The 26,455-nt window shown below is 59.1% G+C and carries 26 protein-coding genes; 18 read left to right on the plus strand and 8 right to left on the minus strand.

The genetic code is table 11. The features are described 5' to 3' along the window. Window positions 1-176: 176 nt before the first annotated feature. Window positions 177-1,904: a carbon starvation CstA family protein gene (locus MTP37_RS06175; protein ID WP_249238593.1), complete on the minus strand. Its 1,728-nt coding sequence runs from the start codon at window positions 1,902-1,904 to the stop codon at window positions 177-179. A gap of 701 nt (window positions 1,905-2,605) precedes the next feature. Between MTP37_RS06175 and MTP37_RS06180 the strand changes: the two genes are divergently transcribed. From MTP37_RS06180 to hslO, 12 genes are all read left to right on the plus strand, one after another. Continuing rightward, entirely contained in the window at window positions 2,606-2,923 is a 318-nt protein-coding gene (locus MTP37_RS06180) for a YerC/YecD family TrpR-related protein (protein ID WP_249238594.1), read from the plus strand. Window positions 2,924-2,997: 74 nt separating this feature from the next. Next, entirely contained in the window at window positions 2,998-3,321 is a 324-nt protein-coding gene (locus MTP37_RS06185; RefSeq protein ID WP_005940334.1) for a hypothetical protein, read from the plus strand. A gap of 335 nt (window positions 3,322-3,656) precedes the next feature. Next, window positions 3,657-4,301: an HAD-IA family hydrolase gene (locus tag MTP37_RS06190; RefSeq protein WP_249238595.1), complete on the plus strand. Its 645-nt coding sequence runs from the start codon at window positions 3,657-3,659 to the stop codon at window positions 4,299-4,301. Between the two features lie 121 nt (window positions 4,302-4,422). Further along, the gene (locus MTP37_RS06195) at window positions 4,423-6,315 is read left to right on the plus strand and encodes an SGNH/GDSL hydrolase family protein (protein ID WP_249238596.1); all 1,893 of its coding nucleotides are present in this window, start codon (window positions 4,423-4,425) and stop codon (window positions 6,313-6,315) included. 56 nt (window positions 6,316-6,371) lie between these two features. Next, window positions 6,372-6,593, plus strand: a complete 222-nt coding sequence (locus MTP37_RS06200) for a hypothetical protein (protein WP_249238597.1) — start codon at window positions 6,372-6,374, stop codon at window positions 6,591-6,593. Window positions 6,594-6,739: 146 nt separating this feature from the next. Continuing rightward, window positions 6,740-7,480, plus strand: coding sequence for a YjjG family noncanonical pyrimidine nucleotidase (locus MTP37_RS06205; RefSeq protein WP_249238598.1), 741 nt, complete (start codon window positions 6,740-6,742; stop codon window positions 7,478-7,480). A 34-nt stretch (window positions 7,481-7,514) separates the two neighbouring features. Then, the gene (locus MTP37_RS06210) at window positions 7,515-9,407 is read left to right on the plus strand and encodes an ABC-F family ATP-binding cassette domain-containing protein (protein ID WP_249238599.1); all 1,893 of its coding nucleotides are present in this window, start codon (window positions 7,515-7,517) and stop codon (window positions 9,405-9,407) included. Window positions 9,408-9,420: 13 nt separating this feature from the next. Next, a complete protein-coding gene (locus MTP37_RS06215; protein WP_249238600.1) occupies window positions 9,421-9,969 on the plus strand; it encodes a Gx transporter family protein in 549 nt (182 codons plus the stop codon). Window positions 9,970-10,283: 314 nt separating this feature from the next. Then, the gene (lon, locus tag MTP37_RS06220; RefSeq protein WP_249238601.1) at window positions 10,284-12,743 is read left to right on the plus strand and encodes an endopeptidase La; all 2,460 of its coding nucleotides are present in this window, start codon (window positions 10,284-10,286) and stop codon (window positions 12,741-12,743) included. A gap of 274 nt (window positions 12,744-13,017) precedes the next feature. Then, window positions 13,018-13,617: a ribosome biogenesis GTP-binding protein YihA/YsxC gene (yihA, locus tag MTP37_RS06225; RefSeq protein WP_249238602.1), complete on the plus strand. Its 600-nt coding sequence runs from the start codon at window positions 13,018-13,020 to the stop codon at window positions 13,615-13,617. 3 nt (window positions 13,618-13,620) lie between these two features. Further along, window positions 13,621-14,370: a class I SAM-dependent DNA methyltransferase gene (locus tag MTP37_RS06230; RefSeq protein WP_249238603.1), complete on the plus strand. Its 750-nt coding sequence runs from the start codon at window positions 13,621-13,623 to the stop codon at window positions 14,368-14,370. A gap of 3 nt (window positions 14,371-14,373) precedes the next feature. Further along, window positions 14,374-15,285: an Hsp33 family molecular chaperone HslO gene (gene hslO, locus MTP37_RS06235; RefSeq protein WP_249238604.1), complete on the plus strand. Its 912-nt coding sequence runs from the start codon at window positions 14,374-14,376 to the stop codon at window positions 15,283-15,285. Between the two features lie 403 nt (window positions 15,286-15,688). Here hslO and MTP37_RS06240 read toward each other — a convergent pair whose 3' ends face one another. Both MTP37_RS06240 and MTP37_RS06245 read right to left on the minus strand, forming a co-directional pair. Continuing rightward, window positions 15,689-16,831 carry a sporulation protein YqfD gene (locus MTP37_RS06240; protein WP_249238605.1) on the minus strand — a complete coding sequence of 381 codons (1,143 nt, stop codon included), beginning with the start codon at window positions 16,829-16,831 and terminating at the stop codon, window positions 15,689-15,691. An 11-nt stretch (window positions 16,832-16,842) separates the two neighbouring features. After that, the gene (locus MTP37_RS06245; protein WP_249238606.1) at window positions 16,843-17,127 is read right to left on the minus strand and encodes a YabP/YqfC family sporulation protein; all 285 of its coding nucleotides are present in this window, start codon (window positions 17,125-17,127) and stop codon (window positions 16,843-16,845) included. A gap of 72 nt (window positions 17,128-17,199) precedes the next feature. On the opposite strand from MTP37_RS06245, the gene MTP37_RS06250 reads away from it, so the two are divergent. Continuing rightward, entirely contained in the window at window positions 17,200-18,294 is a 1,095-nt protein-coding gene (locus MTP37_RS06250; protein WP_249238607.1) for a hypothetical protein, read from the plus strand. A 43-nt stretch (window positions 18,295-18,337) separates the two neighbouring features. Here the strand turns inward: MTP37_RS06250 and MTP37_RS06255 are convergent, their stop codons facing one another. The 5 genes from MTP37_RS06255 to rpmB form a co-directional block, all read right to left on the minus strand. Further along, entirely contained in the window at window positions 18,338-20,908 is a 2,571-nt protein-coding gene (locus MTP37_RS06255; protein WP_249238608.1) for a heavy metal translocating P-type ATPase, read from the minus strand. A 43-nt stretch (window positions 20,909-20,951) separates the two neighbouring features. After that, a complete protein-coding gene (locus MTP37_RS06260; protein ID WP_249238609.1) occupies window positions 20,952-21,344 on the minus strand; it encodes a metal-sensing transcriptional repressor in 393 nt (130 codons plus the stop codon). A gap of 187 nt (window positions 21,345-21,531) precedes the next feature. Further along, window positions 21,532-22,287, minus strand: coding sequence for an esterase family protein (locus tag MTP37_RS06265; RefSeq protein WP_249238610.1), 756 nt, complete (start codon window positions 22,285-22,287; stop codon window positions 21,532-21,534). 98 nt (window positions 22,288-22,385) lie between these two features. Next, window positions 22,386-22,562: a DUF4250 domain-containing protein gene (locus MTP37_RS06270; RefSeq protein WP_097777911.1), complete on the minus strand. Its 177-nt coding sequence runs from the start codon at window positions 22,560-22,562 to the stop codon at window positions 22,386-22,388. A 69-nt stretch (window positions 22,563-22,631) separates the two neighbouring features. Continuing rightward, on the minus strand, window positions 22,632-22,820 hold the full coding sequence (gene rpmB, locus MTP37_RS06275) for a 50S ribosomal protein L28 (RefSeq protein ID WP_080545321.1): 189 nt from the start codon (window positions 22,818-22,820) through the stop codon (window positions 22,632-22,634). A 182-nt stretch (window positions 22,821-23,002) separates the two neighbouring features. Here rpmB and MTP37_RS06280 point away from each other — a divergent pair, with 182 nt between their 5' ends. The 5 genes from MTP37_RS06280 (at window position 23,003) to ytfJ (ending at window position 26,211) form a co-directional block, all read left to right on the plus strand. Next, on the plus strand, window positions 23,003-23,677 hold the full coding sequence (locus tag MTP37_RS06280) for a site-2 protease family protein (protein ID WP_249238611.1): 675 nt from the start codon (window positions 23,003-23,005) through the stop codon (window positions 23,675-23,677). Window positions 23,678-23,679: 2 nt separating this feature from the next. Beyond that, window positions 23,680-24,402, plus strand: a complete 723-nt coding sequence (locus MTP37_RS06285) for a segregation and condensation protein A (protein WP_249238612.1) — start codon at window positions 23,680-23,682, stop codon at window positions 24,400-24,402. Further along, window positions 24,399-24,950, plus strand: a complete 552-nt coding sequence (scpB, locus tag MTP37_RS06290) for an SMC-Scp complex subunit ScpB (protein WP_249238613.1) — start codon at window positions 24,399-24,401, stop codon at window positions 24,948-24,950. The genes MTP37_RS06285 and scpB overlap by 4 nt, the downstream gene beginning before the upstream one ends. Window positions 24,951-24,953: 3 nt before the next feature. Then, entirely contained in the window at window positions 24,954-25,688 is a 735-nt protein-coding gene (locus MTP37_RS06295; protein WP_249238614.1) for a DUF2953 domain-containing protein, read from the plus strand. A gap of 118 nt (window positions 25,689-25,806) precedes the next feature. Then, window positions 25,807-26,211, plus strand: a complete 405-nt coding sequence (gene ytfJ, locus MTP37_RS06300; protein WP_249238615.1) for a GerW family sporulation protein — start codon at window positions 25,807-25,809, stop codon at window positions 26,209-26,211. Window positions 26,212-26,455: the final 244 nt, after the last annotated feature.

Genomic DNA, 26,455 nt, shown 5'->3' on the forward strand with positions numbered 1-26,455 from the left:
GTCCCAAAGGCAAAATGCAGCTATGTACAGTTACAATTCCTCTGGTGAAAAAGTGTTTGGAGCGGCCCGCAGAACGCCACAAACACGAATCATATAAAATAAAAATGCCGCCGACGGCTTTTATTCCGTCAGCGGCATTTTGCCTATTCTGTTAAGCGATGCTCAAACCTGAGAGATCAGACCTTTGCCTCGCTGTTGTGCTCAGCGTTTTTATAGGCCTTGAAGGAGTGGAACACGATGTTCAGGCCCAGAACGATCAGCAGCACAGCCAGGATCAGCTGCAGGCCGTTTGCAATGAACACAGCACCCCAAGTGGTCTCGCCAGCGGGGATGGTGACAGCAGCGGCATTGCTGATGGCCTTGACCATAGCAATCAGGCGCTGCACCAGAGCGGTGAAGGTGACGCACAGCATGATGACCAGCGGAGGGAAGATCATCTTGTTGCTGCGGCCGGTGACCTTCAGGAACACGCACAGAGTGGCCAGAACCAGAGCGCTCAGCAGCTGGTTTGCAGAACCGAACAGGGGCCAGATGTTGGCGTAGCCGATCTTGGTCAGCAGGAAGCCGAAAGCCAGAGTCAGGAAGGTGGAGAAGTACACGTTGCACAGCAGCTTGCGCCAGCCCTCAGCATGCTCCATGTCATCCACGCTGAACAGCTCCTGGAAGCTCATGCGGCCGATACGGGCCACAGCATCCAGACTGGTCAGAGCCAGTGCGGAAACGCACATGGTCATAAACACAGAGGCAAAGTGCTGGTTCAGGCCGAAGCCCACGAAGAAGCTGGCAACGCCGCGGCTGAAGATCTGGAACGGAGTGCCGTCTGCGGGGGTGCCGTCTGCAGCAGCAGAAGCACCGGCAACACACAGAGCGATGACAGCCAGCAGGCTTTCCAGCACCATGGCACCATAGCCGACCTTCAGCATATCCTTCTCATTGGTAACGGTCTTGGAGGAAGTGCCGGAAGACACCAGACTGTGGAAACCGGAAACAGCGCCGCAGGCAACGGTAACGAACAGGATGGGGAACATGGTGCCCAGCTTGGCGTTGGTAAAGCCGGTGAACACCGGCAGGTTCATGACGGGATGGTTGACGATCAGGCCCAGAACAGCGCCCACGATCATGGCCACGAACATAAAGGTGGTCATGTGGTCACGGGGCTGCTTCAGCAGCCACATGGGCAGGACAGCGGCAAAGAAGATGTACACAAAGGTGATGTAGCTCCATGCAGCCTTACCCAGAATGATGGGGAAGTTTGCACCCACCACAAAAGACAGCACGATGAATACAATGCTGATCACATTCTCTTTCCAGCCGGTGAAGTGCAGGTTCTTCTGCAACAGGCCAAAGACCACGGCGAACACCATGAACATGATGGAGACCATGCCAGCAGCACCGTTGGTCTGGGCAGCCTCCACCAGAGCACCGTCAGCACCGTAGGCATTGAAGGTGCCGGCCACCATGTCGGCAAAGGCGGCAATAACAATGCCGCAGAACAGCCAGCAGAACAGCAGGAACAGCTTGCGGCCGGTCTTGCCGATGTACTTTTCGATCAGCATGCCCATGCTCTTGCCGTCGTTCTTAACGGAAGCGTACAGAGCGCCGAAGTCGGTGACGGCACCGAAGAAGATGCCGCCCAGCAGCACCCACAGCAGCACCGGCAGCCAGCCGAAAGCAGCGGCCTGGATCGCACCGGTGACAGGGCCTGCACCGGCAATGGAGCTGAACTGGTGTGCAAACACGGTCCAGCCGTCGGTGGGAACATAGTCCCGGCCGTCCTCATGGACAACTGCCGGGGTCTTGGCAGAGGGGTCGATGCCCCACTTGTTAGCCAGCCAGCGGCCGTAAAGCATATAAGCGCCAAACAGACACACGGCTGCGATCAATACGATGACCAGCGTATTCATTGTTTTTACCTCTTTCCTTTCTTGGCATCCGGCAAATGTCAGCGGCATGGGCTCTTTTGCGGCGGCAGGGTGTAAAAAAGGCCCCGTCCTCCCGGGCTCGTTCCATTTGGGACGAACCATCGAAGACGAAGGCCTTCACATACACTGCACATTGTGTATGGAATACTCCGCGGTACCACTTCGTTTGCTGCACAGGCAGCCACTCCCAGCGTACATACATACGCAGCCCCGTAACGTGGGCAAAACGGCCATACATTACTGCGGACGGGGTCGGCGTCCGGTTCACACAGGCTGCTCGCAGGGGAGAACGCTTTGCTCCTGACTACCGCCGTTGCATCAGATGGGCGGCTCTCTGGGAGAGGGTGCTGCAAAGAATCATGTCCTGTTCATCGCATTTGCCGAATGATTGTCCGTATTTTAGTGCGGAATTCACAAATTGTCAATATCTTTGGCACAAGTTCGGAGGATGCACTAATTCAGAAAAGCGTTCTGCAAAAATTTTTAGGTGATTTTTGTTCATGCGTGAAACGAAAAAAACTATACACGTCCACGAATGAAAAGAGTTCACACTCAGGGCTTGACTTTCACACTTTGATGTGCTAAAGTGATGATGCAAGAAAGAATCTGAATATTTCCGAAACATTTAAGATAGGGAACGCCCCAAAACCGGACAGTCCGCTGCGGCGGCAAGGAGAACATTTATGGCAGAAAAAAATTCCAGAAGAAACCAGACCACTGATGCACTGTTTGATGCGATCCTCAGCCTGAGAACACGGGAAGAATGCTACAATTTTTTTGAGGATCTGTGCACGGTAAAGGAGATCTCCGATATGGCGCAGCGGCTGGAAGCGGCCAAAATGCTGCTGGACGGCAGTACCTACGACCAGATCGTGAAGGCGGTGGAGATCAGCACGGCGACCATCAGCCGCATCAACCGCTGCATCCAGTACGGCTCCGGCGGCTACCGCGCGACCATTGAAAAGGTGCGCGGCACCCAGAATCCACAAAAGCAGGAGTAACACCGGCACACCCGGCAGACATAGAATGGGGCGTACACCGCCCCTGACCTGATGAACGAAAGGAAGGTTTTGTCATGTCTGCTGAAAACTGTATCGATACCACCCGCTGCCCCTGCCCCTGCCTGCCCAAGGTGACGCTGGAGCAGGCGGTCGTTGATCTGGTAGAGAGCATCGCGCTGCAGGAAAATGCCCTGAGCCACATCCTCTGTGCCGAAAGCCGGAAGATGGACGCCGCCATGAAACTGGACGGTCTGGATCTGTGCAAGCTGCTGGAAGTAAACGATTCGGCCACCAACATGGTGCACGCCGTGGCAAATCTGGAACTGGTGCTCAAGGATAAGCTGGAGTTCGTCTCCAACAACCTGTACTATCCGCCTGCGGATGCCGCAGCGAAGTAAGAAGATGTTGAAAGGCCTGTCCGGATGCCGGGCGGGCTTTTTATATTAACGGGCTCGCCCTCTCAGTCTCGCATTCGCTCGACAGCTTCCCCAAAGTGGGAGCCTTTGGCAGTCCATGCAAAGTTTATCTATATGCCAAGGCCTCTCCCTTTGGGAGAGGTGTCACCGAAGGTGACGGAGAGGGCGAGGACGCTGGCCTTGTGCTGCGGCTGTTTGAAATACTGACAATAACCAAATGCATAATTTTTGTAAAAACCATTTGTTGGAATTGCTGATAACGGGATTCTGTGCTATACTATAGGATGTATCACCATGAAAGTGAGGAAAGTTGAACATTGCTGAATTACGATGCGATCCTGTTCGATGTGGACGGAACCCTGATCGATTCTGCCCCGGGTATTATAAATACATTAAAAGAAGTCTTTGATAAGATGGGCGTGGACACCACGCACGTCAACCTGCGCCGCTATCTCGGGCCGCCGCTGCGCAAAAGCTTTGGCGAACATTTCACGGACCCGGCCCTCATTGAAAAGGCCACGAACCTTTACCGTGACAGCTACGCCGTCAAGGGCAGCCACGAGTGTGCCGCCTATCCGGGCGCAGCAGAGATGCTGCAGCACCTGAAGGCTGCGGGCCTGATCCTGTGCACGGCCACCTCCAAGCCCACGCAGGTCGTTACGCCGATTCTGAAAGAAAAGGGTCTTGCAGATTATTTTGATTTTATCGGCGGCGCGTCCATGGACGAGAGCCGCGATACCAAGACCGATGTGGTACGCCATGTGCTTGCTCAGCCCATGATGCAGGGCAAGCGGGTGCTGATGGTGGGCGATCGCAACGATGATATGCGCGGCGCAGCAGACTGCGGTCTGGACGCCGCCGGTGCGCTGTATGGTTACGGCAGCAGGGAGGAACTGGCCCCCTTCCACCCCATGCTGCTGGCAGAAAGCTGTGCCGACCTTGCAGCGCAGATCCTGGACTGAAGTGGAAACGCATAGACCCAGTGTTTACGCCGGAAAATAAGAAGCCGCTCCGGGAGCAGAAAGAACCGCGTAAACGGTACGATGCTCCGGAAAAACGGTTTTCAGGTGAATGGTGAGAGATATGAAAAAAACACAACCGGAAAAGCAATCACTTACCCCCATGCAGAAGCAGGCGGTGCTGGTGTGCGCGGTGTGCGCGCTGGCCGCTGTTTTGACCATCGGCATCACGCTGACCCTGCTCAAGCGCGGCAAGAACCCCTCCGCCCCGGTGGAGCAGCCCTCCAGTGAGGTTCTGGTGCCGGGTGAAGAGGATATCTCGGATCACTATCAGATCAACGAGACCTCCAGCGCCCTGCTGCCGGAGACCGCCGATGCGGGCGAGGACTATCAGAAAGAGACCCTGTTCATCGGTGATTCCAACACGGTGCGCCTGTATGCAAACGGCCTTGTCAGCCTGCAGCAGTTCTGCGCCAAGGAGGGCATTGGCACCCACGCGGCCCTGACCGAGGGCATCGTCACCTTTAAAAAGGACAACAACAGCTACACCATCGCGCAGGCAGTGGCCAAAATGAAGCCCCGCCGCGTGGTCATTATGCTGGGCACCAACGACAACGGCATGGCGGTGGAGGAGTTCATCAATAATTACACCGCGCTGGTGCAGGCCATTCAGGAAAGCTACCCCTATACCGACATCATCGTGAACACGGTGCCGCCGGTGCCTGCAAACCACGCAAACTATCCCAATATGGATCAGACCAAGATCGACGACTTCAACATGGCGCTGCTGTCCATGTGTGAGCAGATGGGCCTGAAGTTCCTCAATACGGCTGAGGTGCTGAAGGATGCCAACGGCTATGGCCGTGAGGACTACTATCAGAGCGGGGACATTCACCTGAAGCCCGCCGGCCTCAAGGCATTGCTGAGCTACCTGCGCACCCATGCTTACCAGACCGACGACCGCCGCCCGGACACCGCCAACATTCCCAAACGCGCGGAATACACGGCAAATCCCAGTTCTGCGGTGGCAGCACCCAGCAGCTCGGAGGCTGCGAGCTCTTCCGAAGGGCAGAGCGTGCTGTATCAGGCCGCCTATCGTGTGGATAAGAACGGCGGCGGTACCCTGTCCAGCGGCAGCGACAGCGGCAAGACGGCACTGACCTATGATGTGACCAACACAGCTCAGTCTGTCAGCGTGACTGCCGTGCCGCAGGAGGGTCATGTGTTCGTCCGCTGGAGCGACGGCGTCACCCAGAAGACCCGCACAGACACCAATTTCAAGCAGAATGTGGATGTGACCGCCATGTTTGCACAGGCATCCATCAGCATCAGCAGCACCGGCAAGGCGGTTTTGGGCGATTACTACACCTTTACCGCAAAGCTGGGCGGTAAGCATCTCACTGCCGACAGCATCCGCTGGTACGCCAACGGTGTGGAAGTGCCGCAGGCTGCGGGCAAGACCGCTGTGAAGGTGGAGATCGATCCTTCCATGCTCAATGCGACCTTCAAGGTCTATGCAGTGGCAAGCTACAACGGCTGCACCGTTGCCAGCAACACCCTGAACGTGACGGTCAGCGGCGTGAGCGCTGGCTCTGCCAGCTCTTCCGGCAGCACGTCCAGCTCTTCCAGCGGCAGCACCAGCAGTTCTGGCAGCTCTTCCGCTGCTTCGTCCGGAGCTTCCTCCGGATCTACATCCGCTTCCGACAGCACCTCGCACGGCACTTCCAGCAGCGAGAGCACGGCTCCCTCGGCAAGCACGTCCAGCTCCAACGGTGAGTCCAGCTTCTCCCACAGTACGAGCAGCAACACCTCTTCCGGCTCTTCTCATAGTACGGGCAGCAGCGTTTCTTCCAGTGAGAGCACCTCGTCCTCCCATAGCAGTTCTGCGACGGAGAGCGGTTCTCACACAGGCAGCAGTTCCACGACGGAAAGCGGTTCTCACACAGAGCCTTCGGAAGCAAATGCCAGCAAGGAAACTACCAACGAGCAGGCAGCACCCACGGACTCTGTGTCCTGAGGCTGTCACCCCTTCCTGCCGTGCCGCATAGGCTGGCAGGAAGGGAGGCGTTTTGATTGTACTACGAGGAGCCCCGCACCCCGGCTCTGCCGGGCGAAGAGAACGTGACCGACGGCAGTGTGGACGATTACGGCACCGATTGGGAGAATGTGGACAACGGCGCGCTGGAAGAGGAAATGGCAAAGTGCGCCGCCACCCCCTGCGATGCAAAAACCACCTGCCCGGATAACGACCCGGAGCAAACCGATGCACCGATGTACGAAATGATCTCAGAATAATATGAAGCTGTTTTTGCAGCCAGTGCAGAGCGCCTGACGATGAAAGCAGCTTCCGGAAGCCAGCTCTGCGGGGGCAGGGCTGGCTTCTCCCTGTTGTTGAGCGCATGGCATTTGCGGCCATGGCAGAAGGAAAAGAGGGAAGACATATGGCAAAATACTATTGCATCCTGTTCGATGCAGACAACACGCTGCTGAATTTTGACGTAGCAGAAAGCAAGGCACTGGCCGAAACGCTGGTGAACTACGGCATTGAGCCGGACGCTGAGACCGTGCAGACCTACCGCACCATCAACGAGGAGCTGTGGCGTCAGCTGGAAAAGGGCCAGATCAAGCGGGAAAAGCTCATGGCGGAGCGGTTCACCCGCTTCCTCAAGGCCGTTGATGCCGCCGGTGACGGAGCCGAGATGAACCGCTTCTATCTGGAGCAGCTCTCCACCCACCCGGATCTGATGGGGCCGGAAGTGCTGGATGTGCTGCGGGAGCTCTCCGAGGTGGCAACGCTGGCCGTTGTGACCAACGGCTTCCAAAAGGTGCAGACCCGCCGTCTGGCAGAAAGCGGCATCCTGAACTTTATGGAGGATGTATTCGTTTCCGAGAAGATGGACGCCGAAAAACCCAACCGGAAGATCTTTGACGCAGCCCTGCGCGCCCTTGGCGTGGAGAACCGGGAGCATGTGCTGATGGTGGGCGACGGCCTGAGCAGCGACATTCAGGGCGGCGCGAATGCAGGTCTGGACACCTGCTGGTATAATCCCAATCACGCTGAGAATCCCGGCAAGGTGGTGCCCACCTACGAGATCGCAGACCTGAAGGAGCTGTATCCTCTGGTGATGGAGCAGGAAGAGCTGGTCAATGTGGGCCTGAAAAACCGCCGCCACCAGTGTTGAGCCAATAAGTGGATAGAGAACGGATCATAAAACTATGCTGATACATTTGGAAAAACTAGGCAAAAGCTTTGGCGAAAAGATCGTCCTGCATGATGTGACCGCCAGCGTCGAGCGGGAGGACCGCATTGGCATTGTGGGCCAGAACGGCGCGGGCAAGACCACCCTGCTCAAGATCCTTACCGGCGAATATCAGGACTACGACGGGGAATTCAGCGTGACCCACGGCGTGATGCTGGGCTATCTGGAACAGAACGCAAAGCTGGATGCCACGCTGGATATCTACGGCGAAATGCGCTCCACCTTTGCGCCGGTGCTGGACGCCATGGCTCAGATGCAGGTGCTGGAGCGCCGGATGGCTGCAAACCCGGAGGACGCATCCCTGCTGGCCCAGCACGACCAGCTGCAGAACATCGTGGATGCCGCCGACGGCTACAACATGGATGTGAACATCAAAAAGGTGCTGTCCGGCATGGGCTTTCCGCAGGATACATGGCAGAAGAACATTGCGGTGCTCTCCGGCGGCGAGCTGACGAGACTGCGGCTGGCCAAGCTGCTTTTGAAAAAGCCGGATGTGCTCATTCTGGACGAGCCCACCAACCATCTGGACTTTGCCACCATGGAATGGCTGGAAAACTACCTTAAGGGCTATTCCGGCGCGGTGCTGGTGGTCAGCCATGACCGCTATTTTCTGGATAACGTGTGTACAAAGATCTGGGAAGTCTCGTTCCAGACCATGACCACCTACAAGGGCAACTTCTCGACCTACCTGCCCCAGAAGGAAGCTGCCGATGCCCTGCGCCAGAAGCAGCACGATGCGGACGTGGCGCTGGCTGAAAAGCTGCAGGACTACGTGGACCGCAACCTTGTGCGCGCCTCCACCACCAAAATGGCCCAGAGCCGCCGCAAGCAGCTGGAAAAGCTGGAGATCACCGAAGCACCCAAGGACGAGACCAACCAGCTCAAGTTTCGGTTTGAATATGACGTAGAACCGTGGAATGAGCTGGTGCTGCTCAAGAACCTGACCATCAAAATAGGGGAGCGCACCCTGCTGGAGCCCTTCACCTACACGGTGTGCCGCGGCCAGAGACTGGTGATCGCAGGTCCCAACGGCGCAGGCAAATCCACCCTGATGCAGGTGCTGGACGGCAAGCGCCGTCCTTCCGGCGGTATGGTGCGGCTGGGCACCGGTGCACGGCCCAGCATTTTTGCTCAGCAGCAGAACCGTCTGGGTCAGGGCCGGGTCATCGATGTGATCTGGAACAAGTATCCCCGCATGACCGAGCTGGAAGTGCGCAGCCATCTGGCAAAGCTGGGCTTCCGGGGGGAGACGGTGTTCAAGCCCTGCGAGGCGCTTTCCGGCGGCGAGCTGGCACGCCTGCGCTTTGCGGAGATCGTGCTGGAACGGCCCAATCTGCTGTTTCTGGACGAGCCCACCAACCATTTGGACATTTACACCCGCGAAAATCTTACCGAGGCCCTCATGGCCTACACCGGCACGCTGCTGCTGGTCACCCATGACCGCCACCTGATGAACAGTCTGGCCTGTCCTATCCTCTACCTTGAGGACGGCAAGGCCACCATCTACCCCAGCTACGACGCGCTGATGGGCCGCAGCGCCCCGGCCCCTGCCGTGCAGAAGGCCGCCGAGCCCGCTAAGATCGGTTATGGCAAGGAACAGCGCCGCCGCCGCGCCGAGCTGAGGGCCAAGATCAAAGCCTGTGAGGATGAGATGGAAGCCTGCGGTGCCCGCGAGGTGGAACTGGACAACGAGATCAACTCCCCTGAGGTGTACAACGACCCCGACCTGCTGCGCCAGAAGAGCGACGAGCTGAGCGACCTGCGCTTCCATCAGGAGGAGCTGTTTGCCGCATGGGAAGCTGCCATGGAAGAGCAGGAAAGCTACGAGCAGAGCCAGACCGAAGAATAAAGGAGGGGACAGAATGCCAGGGAATCGACGCAGCTATGAAAAAACACGGCACATTGCGCTTTCCGGCCTGCTGTTTGCGCTGGCCATGGCGCTGTCCTTTATTGAGGGCACACTCACCATCCCGGGCCTGCTGCCGGGTATGAAGCTGGGCCTTGCTAACATCGTAGTGATGTACGCGCTGTTTTTCATGGGGCCAAAGCAGGCACTGGTGCTGGATGTGCTCAAGGCGCTGTTCATGTTTCTGGTGTCCGGCTTCACGGCGGGCTTCCTCTCGCTGTGCGGCGGCCTTTTGTCCCTGCTGGTGATGTGGGTGCTCTACTATCTGCTGCCGGTGCGGCCCACATGGTTCATCCTGTCCGTATGCGGCGCACTGGCCCACAACATCGGCCAGCTGCTGGGTGCAGGTGTGATCATTTCGTCCTCGCTGTCCTTCTACTATGCGCCGGTCATGCTGGTGCTGGGCCTTGTGATGGGCGCACTGACCTCCATCACCCTCAGGGCCCTGCTGCCCGCTCTGGGCAAAATGGGTTTTTCCACGCAGGAAAAACGGAAGGAAGATTAAAGAATTCTTTGTTTTTAACGGCCTCGCCCTCTCCGTCACGGCTTACGCCGTGCCACCTCTCCCAAAGTGAGAGGCCTTGGCAGTACGGTAAACTTTCCGGTTTTGCCAAAGGCTCCCCCTTTGGGGGAGCTGGCGAACGGAGTGAGACTGAGAGGGCGAGGACGCTGACGAAAAAACCAACGAGCCATGCACCACAGTTGCATTTTGGCCGGAAATCAGTATAATAAGGAAACAACATACTTTATAGATAGGAACTCTTGCATACGGCGCTGCCGCCGTGGGAAAGTACGCGGCAGCCGGGAGGTGTTTGCACAATGAGTGAAAAAGTTACCATCAAGGTGGAGCGCAAAACGCTGCATCTGCCCACCATCGCCCTGCGGGGTCTGGTGGTGTTCCCCAACAATCTTGTCCACTTTGAGGTGGGCCGCGAAAAAAGCATTGCCGCCGTGGAGTGGGCAATGGCAAATAATTCCAACGTTTTTCTGGTGGCGCAGAAGTCCATGGATACCACGGACCCCGCTCAGGCCGACCTGTTCACCTACGGCGTAGTGGCCGAGGTGAAGCAGGTGCTGCGGGTCTCCGAGGACCTTGTAAAGGTTCTGGTGGAGGGTAAGTACCGTGCAAAGCTCACGGAGCTGGATGCCAGCGGCGATTTCCTGCTTTCGGAAGTGCGCCCGGCCCCGGTACGCCCCGGCAAGCCCGAGGAAGCCGTGGAGACCGAAGCGTTGCTGCGCGCCCTCAAGACCGGGTTTGACGAGTATCTCGGCATGAACCCGCGCCTTGGCAAGGACGTGGTGTTTGCCATCGTTTCCAGCGACGACCCTGCCTTCCTCAGCGAGTATATGCCCGCGAACCTGCTGTTCCGCTACGAGGACAAGCAGGCTGTCATGGATGAGGGCACCCTGAACGGGCGGCTGAAAAAGCTGGTCGAGATGCTGCGCCGCGAGTGTCAGGTGATGAAAATTGAAAAGGAGATCGCGGAAAAGGTCAACGAGTCCATGGACAAGAACCAGCGCGATTATTACCTGCACGAACAGCTGCACATCATCAGCGATGAACTGGGCGAGGGCGACGACACCCACGCTGAGGCCGACGAGTACCGCCGCAGGATCACGGAACTGCACCTTGCAGAGGACAGCGAGAAAAAGCTGCTCAAGGAGGTAGACCGTCTTTCCAAGATGCAGGGCTCCAATCAGGAGGCAACGGTCATCCGTACCTATCTGGACACCTGTCTGGATCTGCCGTGGAACACTTTCACGGTGGATGACCTTGATATCGGCCGTGCGCAGCAGATTTTGGACCGCGACCACTATGGCCTGAAAAAGGTGAAGGATCGCATTCTGGAAACGCTGGCCGTGCGCAAGCTGGCACCGGACGTCAAAGCCCAGATCATCTGTCTGGTGGGCCCTCCGGGCGTCGGCAAAACCAGTATTGCACGCTCCATCGCTGAAAGCCTTGGCCGCAAGTATGTGCGCATCAGTCTGGGCGGCGTGCGGGATGAAGCTGAGATCCGCGGCCACCGCCGCACCTACATCGGTGCCATGCCCGGCAAGATCATCAATGCCATGATCACCGCCAAGAGCGCGAACCCTCTGATGCTGCTGGACGAGATCGACAAGCTGGCAGGTGACTTCCGGGGAGACCCGGCCGCAGCCCTGCTGGAAGCGCTGGACCCGGAGCAGAACAGCACCTTCAACGACCATTTCATCGATATCCCGTTTGATCTGAGCCATGTATTCTTCATTACCACGGCCAACGATTTGGGCAGCATCCCCGGCCCCCTGCGTGACCGCATGGACGTCATCGAACTGCCCAGCTATACCCGTGTGGAGAAATATAACATTGCCCGCAAGCATCTGCTGCCCAAGCAGCTCAAGGCCTGCGGCCTGACCGGCAAGGTCACTCTGAGCCAGAGCGCGCTCTACGGCATCATCGACGGCTACACCCGCGAGGCCGGTGTGCGCAATCTGGAACGCACCATCACCAGTGTACTGCGCAAGTGCGCCCGTAAGATCGCCTCCGGCGAGGTGGAGAGCGTGTCTGTCACCGGCACCATGCTGGAAGATCTGCTGGGCCCCCGCTTTGTCAAGCCCGATTTCCTCAACCGTACCAATATGGTGGGCGTTGCCAACGGTCTGGCATGGACCAGCGTAGGCGGCGAGACCCTGCCCATTGAGGTGCAGGTCATTCCGGAGGGCAGCGGCAAGATCACCGTCACCGGTTCGCTGGGCGACGTGATGAAGGAGAGCGCTCAGCTGGCCGTTACGTGGGTGCGGGTGCACGCCGACGAGTACGGCATCGACCCGGAAAAGCTCAAGAAATGTGATCTGCATATCCATGCCCCCGAGGGAGCAGTGCCCAAGGATGGCCCTTCTGCCGGTGTCACCCTGACCACGGCGCTGGTATCCTGCCTGTCCGGCATCCCGGTGCGCGGCGATGTTGCCATGACTGGCGAGATCACCCTGCACGGCAATGTGCTGCCCATCGGCGGCCTGCGGGAAAAGAGCATGGCAGCCTACCGCGAGGGCATGAAAACGGTGCTCATCCCCAAGGACAACGAGCCCGACCTCTACGATGTGGACGATGAGGTGAAGAAGAGCCTTACCTTCCTGCCCATGCAGAGCCTGACGCAGGTGCTGAATGCAGCCCTGCTCAAGCCCCAGAACGCAAAGAAGACCAAGGCTCCCAGCCGCACCCATGCAAAGAAAAAGGCGGCAGACGCCGCCATTGTGCCGCCTACCGCAGAAAAGCCCCAGCCCGGCGCGGTGTGCTGAGAATAGGGCAGGAATCTGCCCGGCCTGCGGGTCTGGAGTTTCTCTGAGAAATGAGAGAATTGTAAGCATCCTCGCCCTCTCAGTCACCTGCGGTGACAGCTCTCCCAAAGGGAGAGCCCTTGGCATAAAGATGCACTGTATGTGGATTGCCAAAGGCTCCCACTTTGGGGGAGCTGTCGAGCGAATGCGAGACTGAGAGGGCGAGGCCGCTGTCCGGGAGAATCTGTCCCGACGGGATATATTTGAAAGACGTACCACAAGAAAGGAAAGCTCCATGAATTACAACAAAGCTGATTTCATTGCCAGCTACGGCATTTCCAGCCAGCTGCCCGAGAGCGACCGCCCGGAACTGAGCTTTTCGGGGCGGTCCAACGTGGGCAAATCCAGCCTCATCAATAAGCTGTGCAGCCGCAAAAACCTCGCCCGCGTGTCCAGCACGCCGGGCAAAACGGCCACCATCAATTTCTATTCGGTGGACGACTGCTATTTTGTGGATCTGCCCGGCTATGGCTACGCCAAGGTGAGCAACGCTGACCGTGAGCGCTGGGACGACCTCATCAACAGCTATTTTGAGGCCCCGCGCAACCACACCCTGCTGGTGCAGCTGCTGGACTGCCGCCATGCACCCAGCGCTGACGATGAGCAGATGCTGCGCTACCTGCACTATCACCAGATTCCCTATGTGGTGGCCCTGACCAAGGCTGATAAGCTCAAAAAGAGCCAGCTGGCCAAGACGCTGGAAGACTTTGAAAACCTCTGCCGCCCCTATGGCTGCCAGAAGGTGGTGCTGACCAGCGGCGAGAATGGCTACGGCATCCCGGAGCTGCAGGCGGTGCTAAACGCCGCTGTGGCCGGGGAACAGGAAGCGGAGTAAACCATGGCCTACAACGAATTTGCCTATTTCTACGATGAATTCAACGGCGAGGCCGATTATGACGCGCTGTATGCGCACATCCGTGCCGAACTGCAAGCCCATGGCATCCAGGACGGCATCCTTGCCGACCTTGGCTGCGGTACCGGTGAGCTGACCCTGATGCTCACGCAGGCGGGCTATGATATGATCGGCATTGACCAGTCAGAGGAAATGCTCTGCGTTGTGCGGGACAAGGCCGAACAGCTGGGCCTTTCCGGCAGGCTGCTGCTTTTGCGGCAGGATCTGCTCAAGCTAGATCTGTACGGCACCATCCGGGGCGCAGTGTCCACCTTTGACACCTTCAACCACATCCCGGATCTGGACACGGCCATTGCCAACGCAGGCTTCTTTATGGAGAAGGACGGCGTGTTCCTCTTTGATATGAACACGCCCTACAAGCACCGGAACGTGTTGGGCGACAACGAATTCACCTTTGAGGAAGAGGATGCCGCCTGTGTGTGGCGCAACCACTACGATGCCGTGAACCGCCGTGTGGAGATCACCGTGGACATCGACTACCACGAGACCGGCGAGCACTTCCACGAGCAGTTCTACGAGTACACCTACGACCTTGACACCATCCGCACCGCGCTGGAAAAGCACGGCTTTGCGCTGGAAAGCGTCTGCGATGGCGAGACCTTCGGCCCGCTGACCGAGGACAGCCAGCGCTATTTCTTCTGCGCAGTCAAGCAGTATACACAATTGGAGGAATAACCTATGGCAAATCTGATCCGCGGCCTGTCGGAGAACGGCGGCGTCGTGTTCTGCGGCGTGGACTCCACCCAGATCGTCCGCAAGGCCGAAAAGCTGCACACCACCAGCGCCACCTGCAGCGCGGCACTGGGTCGTCTGCTCACCGGCGCAGCCCTGATGGGCTCCATGCTCAAGGACGACCGCGATAAGATCACCCTGCGTGTGTCCGGCGGCGGCCCCGCCGGCGTGGTCATTGCCTGCACCGACGGTACCGGCAACGTGAAAGGATGCATCGATAACCCGCTGGTGGAGCTGCCTGCAAAGCCGAACGGCCATCTGGATGTGGGCGGCGCTGTGGGCAAAGACGGTGTGCTCACCGTCATCCGGGACAACAGCCTGCAAAAGGAGCCTACCGTGGGTCAGGTGCCGCTGGTCTCCGGCGAGATCGCCGAGGATCTGACCGCCTACTACGCCTACAGCGAGCAGGTGCCCACCGTCATGGCACTGGGCGTGCTGGTGGACAAGGACCTGTCCATCCTGTGCGCAGGCGGTTTTATGGTGCAGCTGCTGCCCGGTGCTACCGATGCAGAGATCGATCAGCTGGAAAAAAATATCGCAGCCATGCCTTCCGTCACCACCATGCTGCACGAGGGCAAGACCCCCGAGGACATGATGCAGCTGGCTCTGGCGGGTTTTGAACCCAACGTGCTGGACGAGCGCGACGTGCACTACCAGTGCGACTGCAGTGCGGAACGCACGAAGGAAATGCTGTTCAGCCTTGGCCGCAAGGAGCTGGTGAAAATGCGTGACGAGGACCCGAACTGTGAAGTGGTGTGCCACTTCTGTCACAGCAAGTACCAGTACGACCTGAACGACCTGATCGCGGAGTATGACGCGCAGGCAGCGGAACGTGCCGCTGCAGAGCAGGGGACTTGACAAACCGCTAAAAAACAACTATACTACAAATAGAAAAGGCGCTGTCCGCAATGGTCAGCTCCTTCCGGTTAGATCAATAAGAATGACCGCCACGGTTTGGAGATTGGGGCGGTCATTTCTTATTGTTATGGATCTCTTTGAAGATTGCCCATGCGATCTGAAATGTAATCCCAACTGTGCCGCCAACAATGACGAACAGCTGCAGAACATCGTTCAACACCATGATGCATCCCCCCTTCCGCGTTTGCGAACGGGGGAACAAACAATAAGCTTTTACGTCCCCCGGACGCTTGCCGGAGGGAAGCATGACCACCTGCGCTTGCAGACAGCACCTTAACGCCACCCTTTTGGGGTGGCATTTTTAGTTTAGCATACTTTTTGACGAATTACAACGGGAATCCTTTCACCCGCAAATATCAGCCACAACGGTATACGTCACGGTGTAATTCAACCTGCCGTCGTTCACAGTGCAGTCCTCTTTGCGGGCAATGCGCTCCGCATCCGGCCATGCGGCGTACAAAGCCTGCAGGCTCTGCAGCCGGGCCAGTGCCGCCGCCTGCTCCTCGGTGCGGCAGAGCGTTTCCGGCTGCTGCCCGTACCGGCAGGTCTCCCGGATGGAGCAGGGGAGCGCAAGGCCAAGCAAAGGCAGCTCCGGCTGGTAATGCCGGGCGGTGAGAACGGCGTTTTTCGGCGCAGACGCGGCAGGCAGGGCAAATGCCTGCCCGAACACCAAAAGCTCTATGCTGTGGGTACAGCCTCCGGTGTATTGAAAGATATTCTCTTCCAGCAGCACAGTGCGGGTGTCGTTCCATTCAAACTGCGCAAGCACCGTCCCGGCGGCGGGGGCAAAGATCAGCGTACCGTCGCGCTCACTGCGCGCCGTGCCAATGAGGCCCTGCCCGGCTTCCACCTGCTGCCCGGGCACCACCAGCATGGTGCCGCTGACAAGGTTCGTGCGCACCACGGTGCCGCTGCATCGGGCCCGGATGCCGTGCAGCGTCCCGGCGGCAATGTCGGGCTTGGGCTTGGCCGCAGCGGCTTCCACTTCCAGCCGTCCTTTGGCAAAATTCAGGCTGGCCCATGAGAACTCACCACTGTGCAGCAGGGCGTATTCCCCGGCGGCGAGCTTTGCTTCGGTCACGGCAGAGCCGGGCTGCAGGCCCGCCTCTCGCAGGATGGCAGACGTCCGCGCAGCCTGTCCGGCGGTGAGGGTGGAGACGTCAGCAAACCAGATGAACTGCTGCGTCCAGAGCAAAAGCGGCAGAAACACCGCCAGCCCGGCCCAGAGCCCGGCCCGGCGCAGCAACGGGCGCACCCGGAAGTACAGCCCCTGCTTCTTGCGCACCCGCAGCCGTACCCGGTATCTGTGGGCCAAAGCAGCAAGGCGCGGATACTGCCGGGCGGCACAGTGGCCGCAGAAGCCCCCGGGCAGAGCCGTCACGCCGTAGAGATGCAGCCCGGCCCGGGCGGCAGCGGTGAGCAGGGCCTCGGTGCTGCCGCTGCGTGCAGTGAACTCCACTGCGGCCCAAAGCCTTACCGGTTCCATGGGGGCACCTCCTATTCATCTGCGAAGTCCGTCCGCAGAAAGCGGCCCCGCAGGGTCAGGCGGGTGGCGGTGAGGGTGATGATCTTCAGCTCATCGCCGTGAACGGTGAAACGGCCATGGGGCATCTGCAGGCAAAGACAGTCCGGGCTGTAGGTCAGGATGCACCGGAAATGCTCGATCTCCATCTGTCCGCCGCTCAGGTAGACGGCGGGTGTGCGGTAAAACCCCTTGGGCGGCTGACGGAACAGTGCTGCAAGCCAGCGGTGCGGCGGCTGCGTTTTGTGCTTGGCCCACATGCCACTCCCTCCCATCCCGCAGTTCTGCCCGCGGCGCGCTGCTACATATATATGGATGCGGAGGGCTTGCTTATGAATCGAACCCACAAATTCCGGCAGGGGCTGCTGCTGGCGCTGGCAATGTTCACGGCAGTTTTGGTGTTTGCCGCACCGCAGCGCTGCGCGGATGCCCTGCATGCAGGCCTTGTGCTCTGCGGCGGGCCGCTGCTGGTATCGCTGTTTCCATTCCTCATCGTTTCGGCGCTGCTCATGGGCTGCGGGGCCGGACCGCTGCTGGGCTTTGCGTTCCAGCCGGCAGCCCGGGTCATCGGGGTGCGGGCAAAGGCCGCAGGCAGTGTGCTGCTCATAGGTTTTCTGGGCGGGTTTGCACCGGCAGCGGCCGCAGCGGCACAGGCGGTACGCACCGGTCAGCTGACGCCCCGGCAGGCATCGGCGCTGCTGCCTGCCTGTGTGTGCAGCGGGCCGTCCTTTGTCATCCTCACGGTAGGGGAGCAGATGCTGGGCAGCCGGGCGCTGGGGGTGCGGTTGTTTGCAGCCCAGCTGCTGGCGGGGTATCTTACGGCTGCGCTGCTCTGCCGGATGCAGGGCGGTGCCGGACAGTGTCTGCCCGCAAAGGCAGAGGATATCCCGCCGCCCACTCTGGATGCCGTGGTGTCGCAGGCAGCGGTCACGTACCTGAAACTGTGCGGTTTTGTGCTGTATTTCCGGCTGCTGGCGGCGGGAGTGGAGACTTTGCTGCCAAAACCGTGGTCGGTGCTGCCTGCAATGTTGCTGGAGGTTTGCTCCGGCTGCGACTGCGCGTCCCGCACCGGACTGTGGGCCAGCACCCTTTGCTGTGCAGCCCTCAGCATGCAGGGAGCCTCGGTGCTTTTGCAGGTGCGTACTATCTGCCCGCCGGAGGTGTCACTGAGGCCATTGCTGGCCGCGCGGGTGCTGCATCTGCCCCTGTCACTGGCACTGTTCTGGCTGGTGATGCCGGGGACAGAGCAGGCTGTGCAGGCGTTCAGCACCCTGTCCGGGCGGGTGGCGGTCATGCACCGCGTGCCGCTGGACTGCGCGCTGCTGGCCTTTGCCGTGTGCTGCATTACTGTGGCAGAGCTGCAGAAGAGGTGCAGCGGACAGTGCGGGGCGCTCCATGACCAACACAAAAAGACCGCTGCACGTTGATGTTTCGTGCAGCGGTCTTTCGCTTGCGGTCAGGCTGTTTGGGTCACTGGATGTCGGTTACGGGATAGTCCTGATCCTCAACGGCCTTTTTCAGCACGTCATCGGCGACATCGGCGTTCAGGGTGACTATGGCGGTGCCGGCCTCGTGGCTCACCACGGCCTCGGTCACTTCGGGCAGGGCTTCCAGAGCCTTCTTTACGCGGGCCTCGCAGTGGCCGCACATCATGCCTTCAACCTTCAGGGTCTTTTTCATAGCAGTGTCCTCCTTGATGGAACTCTCTTTATTCTCATCCACTGCGGGCTGCGTGAGGGCAGCAGGCAGGGAAGCGGCGTTTTTGGGTGCACGGTCATGCTTGGTGCTGTGCACATCGAACAGATTCAGACGCAGGGCATTGCTCACCACGCAGAAGCTGGAAAGGCTCATGGCGGCGGCACCGAACATCGGGTTCAGGGTCAGGCCGAAGGGGATGAACACACCGGCCGCCAGCGGGATGCCGATGATGTTGTAGATAAAGGCCCAGAACAGATTTTCGTGGATGTTGCGCAGGGCAGCGCGGCTCAGGCGGATGGCAGCAGGTACGTCCGAAAGACGGGAGTTCATCAGCACCACGTCTGCCGCGTCAATGGCAACATCGGTGCCTGCGCCGATGGCAATGCCGGTGTCGGCACGGGTCAGAGCCGGGGCGTCGTTGATGCCATCGCCCACCATCGTCACCTTGCCGTAGGCCTGCAGCTGGCGGATGACAGCTTCCTTGCCGTCAGGCAGCACGCCTGCAATGACCTCGTCCACACCTGCCTGCCTGCCGATGGCGTCGGCAGTGCGCTGGTTGTCGCCGGTGAGCATCACCACGCGGATGCCCATGGCCTGCAGCTCCCGGATGGCACGGGGACTGTCCTCCTTGAGGGTGTCGGCCACTGCAATGATGCCCAGCAGATGGCCCGCCCCGCCGAAGAAGAGGGGAGTCTTGCCCTGTGCGGAGAGGGCTGCGGCCTTCTCCTGCAGCTGTGCAGGCACGGTGACTTTGGTACCAATAAAGGACGCGCTTCCGCCAAAGATCTCCACGCCGTCTAGCTTTGCAGCCAGACCGTTGCCCGGCAGTGCAGTAAAGTCGGATACCTCGGGGGCGGCGAGCTTCTGCTCGTCGGTGCAGGCCAGCACGGCCTTGGCCAGCGGATGCTCGCTCTTGCGTTCCAGTGCGGCGGCAAGGGTGAGCAGCTCGGTCTCGGAAACGCCACCGGCGGGCAGAATGTCGGTGACCTTGGGCTCACCGCTGGTGATGGTGCCGGTCTTGTCCAAAGCCACGATCTGGGTGCGGCCTGCAGCTTCCAGCGAAGCGGCGGTCTTGAACAGGATACCATTTTTGGCACCCAACCCGTTGCCTACCATGATGGCAACGGGCGTAGCCAGACCCAGCGCACAGGGACAGCTGATGACCAGCACGGAAATGCCGCGGGCCAGTGCATAGCCCAGCTCACGGCCCAGCAGCAGCCACACGATGGTGGTAATCACTGCAATGGAAATGACCGCAGGCACGAAGAAACCGGACACGGTATCGGCGATCTTTGCAATGGGGGCCTTGGTGGCAGCGGCATCGCTGACCATCTTGATGATCTGGGACAGGGTGGTGTCCTCGCCCACACGGGTGGCCTGACACCGGAGGAAGCCGGACTGGTTGGTGGTGGCGGCACTTACCTTATCGCCCTCGGCCTTGTCTACGGGGATGCTCTCGCCGGTCAGGGCGCTCTCATTCACGGCGCTGCTGCCTTCCAGCACGATGCCGTCCACGGGCACATTCTCGCCCGGGCGCACCACAAAGATGTCTCCCTTCTGCACCTGCTCGATGGGCACAGTCATTTCGGCACCGTCCCGCAGCAGGTTGGCGGTCTTGGGGGCCAGCTTCATCAGGCTCTTAAGGGCATCGGTGGTCTTGCCCTTGGAACGGGCTTCCAGCATTTTGCCCACCGTGATGAGGGTCAAAATCATGGCAGCCGATTCGAAGTAGAACTCCATCATATAGTGCATGACCAGCTCATTGTTGCCGTCCACCTGAGCGCGGGTCATGGCGAACAGGGCGTAGGTGCTCCACACAAAGCTTGCCATGGAGCCCATGGCCACCAGCGTATCCATGTTGGGAGCGCCGTGGAGTAGCCCTTTGAAGCCGCTGATGAAGAATTTCTGGTTGATGACCATTACGATGCCTGCCAGCAGGAGCTGCACAAGGCCCATGGCAATGTGGTTGCCATCAAACCAGTGGGGCAGGGGCCAGCCCCACATCATGTGCCCCATGGAAAAGTACATCAGCACCAGCAGAAAGCCCAGTGATGCGATCAGGCGGCGCTTGAGCTTGGGGGTCTCGTGGTCGGTCAGGGCATCAAGGTCGGCACTGGTGCCGGGCGCAGCCGAAGCCGTCCCCGCCTTTTTGGGGCTGGCACCGTAGCCTGCATCCTGCACGGCCCGGATGATAGCGGCGTCGGATGCTGTGCCTTCCACACCCATGGAGTTGGTCAGCAGGCTCACCGAGCAGCTGGTGACGCCGGGCACCTTCTTCACGGCCTTTTCCACCCGGGCAGAGCAGGCCGCGCAGCTCATGCCGGTAACATTGAATTGTTCCATAAAATCTCACTCCTGCGTTCAGTATGCTTGTAAAAGGAGCTTTTTATTTCATGAGCTTGGGCAGAAGCTTTATCAGTTCGTCCAGCTTTTCCTCGCTGCCCGCGCGCAGGTCGTCAGCGACGCAGGTGGAGATGTGCTGTGCCAGCAGCTCTTTGGAAAAGCTGTTCAGCGCGGAGTTTGCTGCTGCCACCTGCACAAGAATGTCCACACAGTAGGCGTCTTTTTCCAGCATTCCGCGGATGCCGCGCACCTGACCCTCGATACGGCTGAGCCGATTGAGCAGGGCCCTGTGCTCCTCAGGGGTGCGGTCTTTGTGGCGGCAGCAGGCTATACCTTCGGTGTCGGCTGCAGCGGGACAGCAGCTTTCGGCAGCTGCCTCGGGGGCTGTTTGGGCGGGTGTGCCGCAACGGCAGCAGGATTTTTTTTCGTTATCCATAAAAATCTCCTTTACCCTAATGGGGTATATAGCTTACAATGTGAGTATAGCACGGCATATCCGATAAATCAAGTAGGGATTTGAAATTTTCACAAATAGGGTAGCAGGGTATACAACAAAACAAAAAAGAACCCTCTCAGTCTTGCTGACGTTGCGCAGCAATGACTGAGAGGGTTAAAATGCTATTTTACTGTTCCAGAATCCGCGGCACGAACAGGCCCAGCATCTTGCCCCACCAGTACCACTCGTGGGAGACATCGCCGCCCCACAGTTCCAGATGTGCAGGCAGGCCTTCCGCCTGCAGCAGGTCGGCCAGCGCCTGCGTGTCGGCTTTGGCATCGTCCTCGTAAGCACCCTGACCGGCACAGAGCATCAGGCTGTTTTCTTCGGCCTTTGCCAGAGTCAGCTTGTTGGCAATGCCCTTTTCGTCCAGATACAGCAGGGGAGAGGATCGCAGTACCAGATCATCCTTCTCGCTGCCCCAGAAGCGGGCCAGATCATAGATGCCGGAAAGGCCGATGGCCCCCGCAAACTGCTGCGGGCGGCGCAGGCGGCAGTTCACTGCGTGCACAGCGCCCAGATCAATGCCTACACACCACAGCCGGGTGCCCTTTGCGGCACCGTTCAGGGCCAGCACACGGGGAGCCAGCTCAGCGGTAAGGTAGACGAAATACTTTTCTTCCATCTCGGCTCGGCGGCGCACCGGGGCATCGCCGTTCAGCACGGCCTCACCATCGATGCTGTCAGCGCAGAACAGCTGCACCTTGCCTTCATTCAGCAGCTGGGCGATGGCGTCCGGCATACCGTTGTTCTCCCAATCGTAAAAGCGGCCGCCGCGGGCGGGCAGAGCCAGCACCGGAACACCGGCACTGCCATACACCTTGAACTCCATTTCGCGGTTCAGCACACTGCTCCACTCTTTGTAATAGGTACCCTGGATCATAAATCAAGCACTCCTTGTTTCTATATTCACCAGCCCGGGCACAGTCGCTGCGCACCGGCACTGATCGTTAGCGATCAAAAGAAAGCTTTCTGGTAAAATCACACAAACTGGTTGCGCTGGGCGTCGTACTCGTAGCCCACAGCTTTGAGCTTTGCACACAGATCTGCCTTGTCGGCATCCAGATCTTCGCACAGAGCATCGAGATTTTTGTAAAAATCCCGCAGCTTCAGGTTCACCACGCTCAGCAGCATGATGGGGTCATTGGGCAGAGCCATTTGTTTTGCCTCCTTACAGCAACAAAAAAAGCCGGCCACTCGACAAAGTGACCGGCCACATACACCAAATTAGACAGCGCGGGTAACTTTGCCAGCGCGCAGGCAACGGGAGCATGCGTAGACGTACTTGGGAGAACCCTCAACGACCGCCTTGACACGACGGACATTCGGCTTCCAGGTACGGTTGGAACGACGATGAGAGTGAGAAACCTTGATACCAAAGGTAACACCCTTGCCGCAGCATTCACATTTAGCCATGGTACTTGCACCTCCTGCAGTGAAGTAAGGAATCAAAATAATCAGCTTGACTATTGTAACAGATTGACCTGCAAAATGCAAGCCTTTTTTCAAAAAATATCCGTGTTTTTTGCCGGGGACTTGTGTGCAGGGCAAAAAGATAGTATTATATATGGTATAATGAAAAAAGGCAGGAATATCGCATGACCTCTCAGGGCATCTATTATCTCATCCGCGCACTGGTGGCACTGGTGGCCATCCCCTTCCACGAAGCGGGCCATGCGCTGGCCGCGTGGCTGCTGGGCGACGACACCGCAAAGCGGCAGGGCCGTCTTTCGCTGAACCCTTTTGTACACTTTGACCTGCTGGGTACGCTGTGCATGGTGTTTGCGGGCGTGGGCTGGGCAAAGCCGGTCTCCACCGATCCCCGCAACTTCAAAAACCCGAAGTGGGGCATGGCCCTTACCGCGCTGGCAGGCCCTGCGGCAAACATGATCCTTGCCTATGTGGGCATGGTGGCGTGGAAGCTCATGTACTACTGGGCCCCGGTGAACGATGCCACCCTGTATGTTGCCATGTTCCTGCAGTACCTTGTGCTGATGAATGTGAGCCTTGCCGTGTTCAACTTCATCCCGGTGCCGCCGCTGGACGGCAGCCGCATCCTGCTGGTGGTGCTGCCCCGGCAGATGTACTTTGGCCTGATGCGGTACGAGCGCTACATCATGATCGCCCTGCTGGCTGCAGTGTGGTTTGGCGCGCTGGATACGCCGCTGTACTATCTGAACAACATTGTGTGGGATCTGCTGGGCAAGGGCACCGGATACATCGATAAGATCGCGTATTCCATCTACTACGCAGGCCTTGGGACGGTGGTGTGAGCGTGGCAGAGGAACTGACCTTCCATCTGGAAGATTTTGACGGCCCGCTGGAATTATTGCTGGCACTTGTGGCCAAACATAAGATGGATCTGCACAACATCCCCATTCTGGAGCTGATCGATCAGTACACCCGCACGGTGGAGCAGGCAGACCCCGACCCGGAAGCCGCCAGCGCTTTTATTGAAATGGCTGCGCGGCTTGTGGAGATGAAGAGCTATCTGCTGTTGCCCCGCAGCGAAGAGGGCGAGCGGCTCAAGCAGGAGTTTACCGGTCAGCTCATTGAGTACGACCAGTGCCGCCGTATGGCTGCGCTGCTGCGCGAAAAAGCGGAGGCCGCGCCGGTGTTTGTGCGCCCGCCTGCAGAAATGGAGTTCGATACCGCCTATGACCTGCACCATGCGCCGCAGGTGCTGGCAGACTACTGGGCCGCACTTTCGGGCCGCACCAAACTGCGCAGGGAGCCCACACAGCAGCAGTTCGAGCCGCTGGTAACGGCACCCATGGTGTCGGTGACGAGCCGGGTGGTGTACATTTTGCGGCACCTGATCAGCGGTACAGCGGCGAAAATGAGCCAGCTGTTCAGCCGCCAGCAGACCCGCAGCACCAATGTGGCCACCTTTCTGGCCCTTTTGGAACTGGTGCGCGGCGGCCGCGTAAAGTTGGACGAACAGGGCCAGCTGACCATGCAGCGGGGCCGCATCCAACGTGACAAGGAGAAAGAATGAACCAGAAACAGATCCGTGCAGCCGTGGAGGCTATGCTGTTTGCCTGTGGGGACCCCATTGGCGCAGACAAGCTGGCTCAGGCGGTACAGCTGCCGCAGGTCAGCGTGGAAGCCGCGCTGGAAGCCTTGCGGGAGCATTACACCAGAGAGGACAGCGGCCTGTGTCTGCTGCATCTGAACACCCGCTGGCAGCTTGCCACGAAAACGGAGTGGGCCGACTGCATCCGCCGCCTGCTGGACAGCCGTCGCTCGGTGCCGCTGGGGCCTGCCGCCATGGAGACCCTGACCGTCATTGCCTACAATCAGCCGGTGTCCCGTGCCTTTATTGAGCAGGTGCGCGGCGTGGACTCTTCGTCCAGTGTGTCCGGTCTGCTGGAAAAGGGCCTCATTGAGGAAGCCGGACGTCTTGACCTGCCGGGCAGGCCGGTGAGCTTCCGCACCACGGATACCTTTTTGCGGGTGTTCGGCCTTTCCAGCCTGGCGGATCTGCCGCCGGTGCACGGCGCGGAAACAAAGAGTGACACGGCATCGAAGGAAAGTGAGGGGTAACGCATGGGAGCATTCCTCGCCGCGCTGGGCGCAGTGCTGTTGTTTGTGCTGAAAGCCGTCGGCATCCTGCTTTTGGTGGTGCTGGTGCTTGTGGTGCTGCTGCTTTTGTGCCCCTTCTGTGCGGATCTGTGCTGGGAGCACGGTGTGCTCACCGTAAGAGCCGGCGCACTGGGGATCACCTTCCCGGTGTTCCAGTACCCGAAGCCGGAGACGCCGCCCGCGCCGGAAAACCCGGAGCCGCCCAAAGGCTTTGGCAAAGTGAAGGCAAAATTTGCTGCATGGCGCGCTGAGCGCAAGCGGAAAAAAGCCGAAGAAAAGGCCCGCAAAAAGGCTGCCGCCGGCAAGCCTGCCCGGCCCCGCAAAAAGGCAAAGATCACGCTGGAGATCCTCTGCACCATGCTCAGGGGGGCGGGCAGGTTGATGAAGGCTGTGTTCGGGGCCCTGCGCATCACAAAAATACAGGTGCGCCTTGGCGTGCGCGGGGAGGACCCTGCTGCAGCGGCCCGCGATTACGGCAAGCTGCAGGCGTGGCTGTATCCGGTGCTGGGCGTACTGGATCGGTTCCTCTGGCTGCAATTTGACGAGCTGCGCATCCTGCCGGACTTTGGCAGCAGTCAGCCCACGGTAGAAGACCGGGTGTCCTGCCGGGTGAGCGCGCAGGCACTGTTCATTGTGATCGCGGCTCTGCGCGTTTTGTACGAATTTTGGCGCAAAAAAGTGTTGGACATCTTCCTGTAAAATGTGGTACACTATATAAAAATATCAATGCAAGTTTTCCGCTCTGTCTGCCGCAAGGCAGAGAAGAGTGCTGACACGGGCACACTGCCCGAATTGAATGAAAAAGGAGCACTGTTTTATGGCTGAACATCCCATTCAGGGCCTGATGAACGTTACCATGGAGAAGATCCACCAGATGGTGGACTCCAACACCATCATCGGCAAGCCCATTACCACCGAGGATGGCATCACCATCCTGCCGGTGTCCAAGGTTTCCTTTGGCTTTGCCTCCGGCGGCACCGATTTTGACGGCAAAAATGCTGCCAACAAGGATCTGTTCGGCGGCGGTTCCGGCGCGGGCGTAAACATCCAGCCCGTGGCATTTCTGGTCATCAAGGATGGCTGCGTGCGCACCATCCAGCTGTCCGATACCTCCAACACCATCGACCGTGCGCTGACCATGCTGCCTGAGCTGGTGGACAAGCTTGCCGCCATGGTGAAGAAGGACGATAAGACCCCGGAAGCCGCACCTGCGGAGAAGTAAAATATACCAGCAGGACGGCAGGGAGTTTCTCCAGCGAATGTCCTGGGGGTGGGGCCCCGGCGCGCAAGCGTTGGGGCGGGACTGGAGTCCCGGGCTGTTCGCGGAGAAAGCTCCCTGCTGGCCTGCCGATCACCATCGCCGTAACTGTGAGCTTCCAACTCATAGTTTTGATACAGGCGCATCCGCACCCCAAAGCAGGGGAAAGGTGCGCGTTTTGAGCGCCGGGAGGCGCACAAGGAGTTTG

Source organism: Faecalibacterium sp. HTF-F, assembly GCF_023347535.1.
Lineage (GTDB): Bacteria > Bacillota > Clostridia > Oscillospirales > Ruminococcaceae > Faecalibacterium > Faecalibacterium wellingii.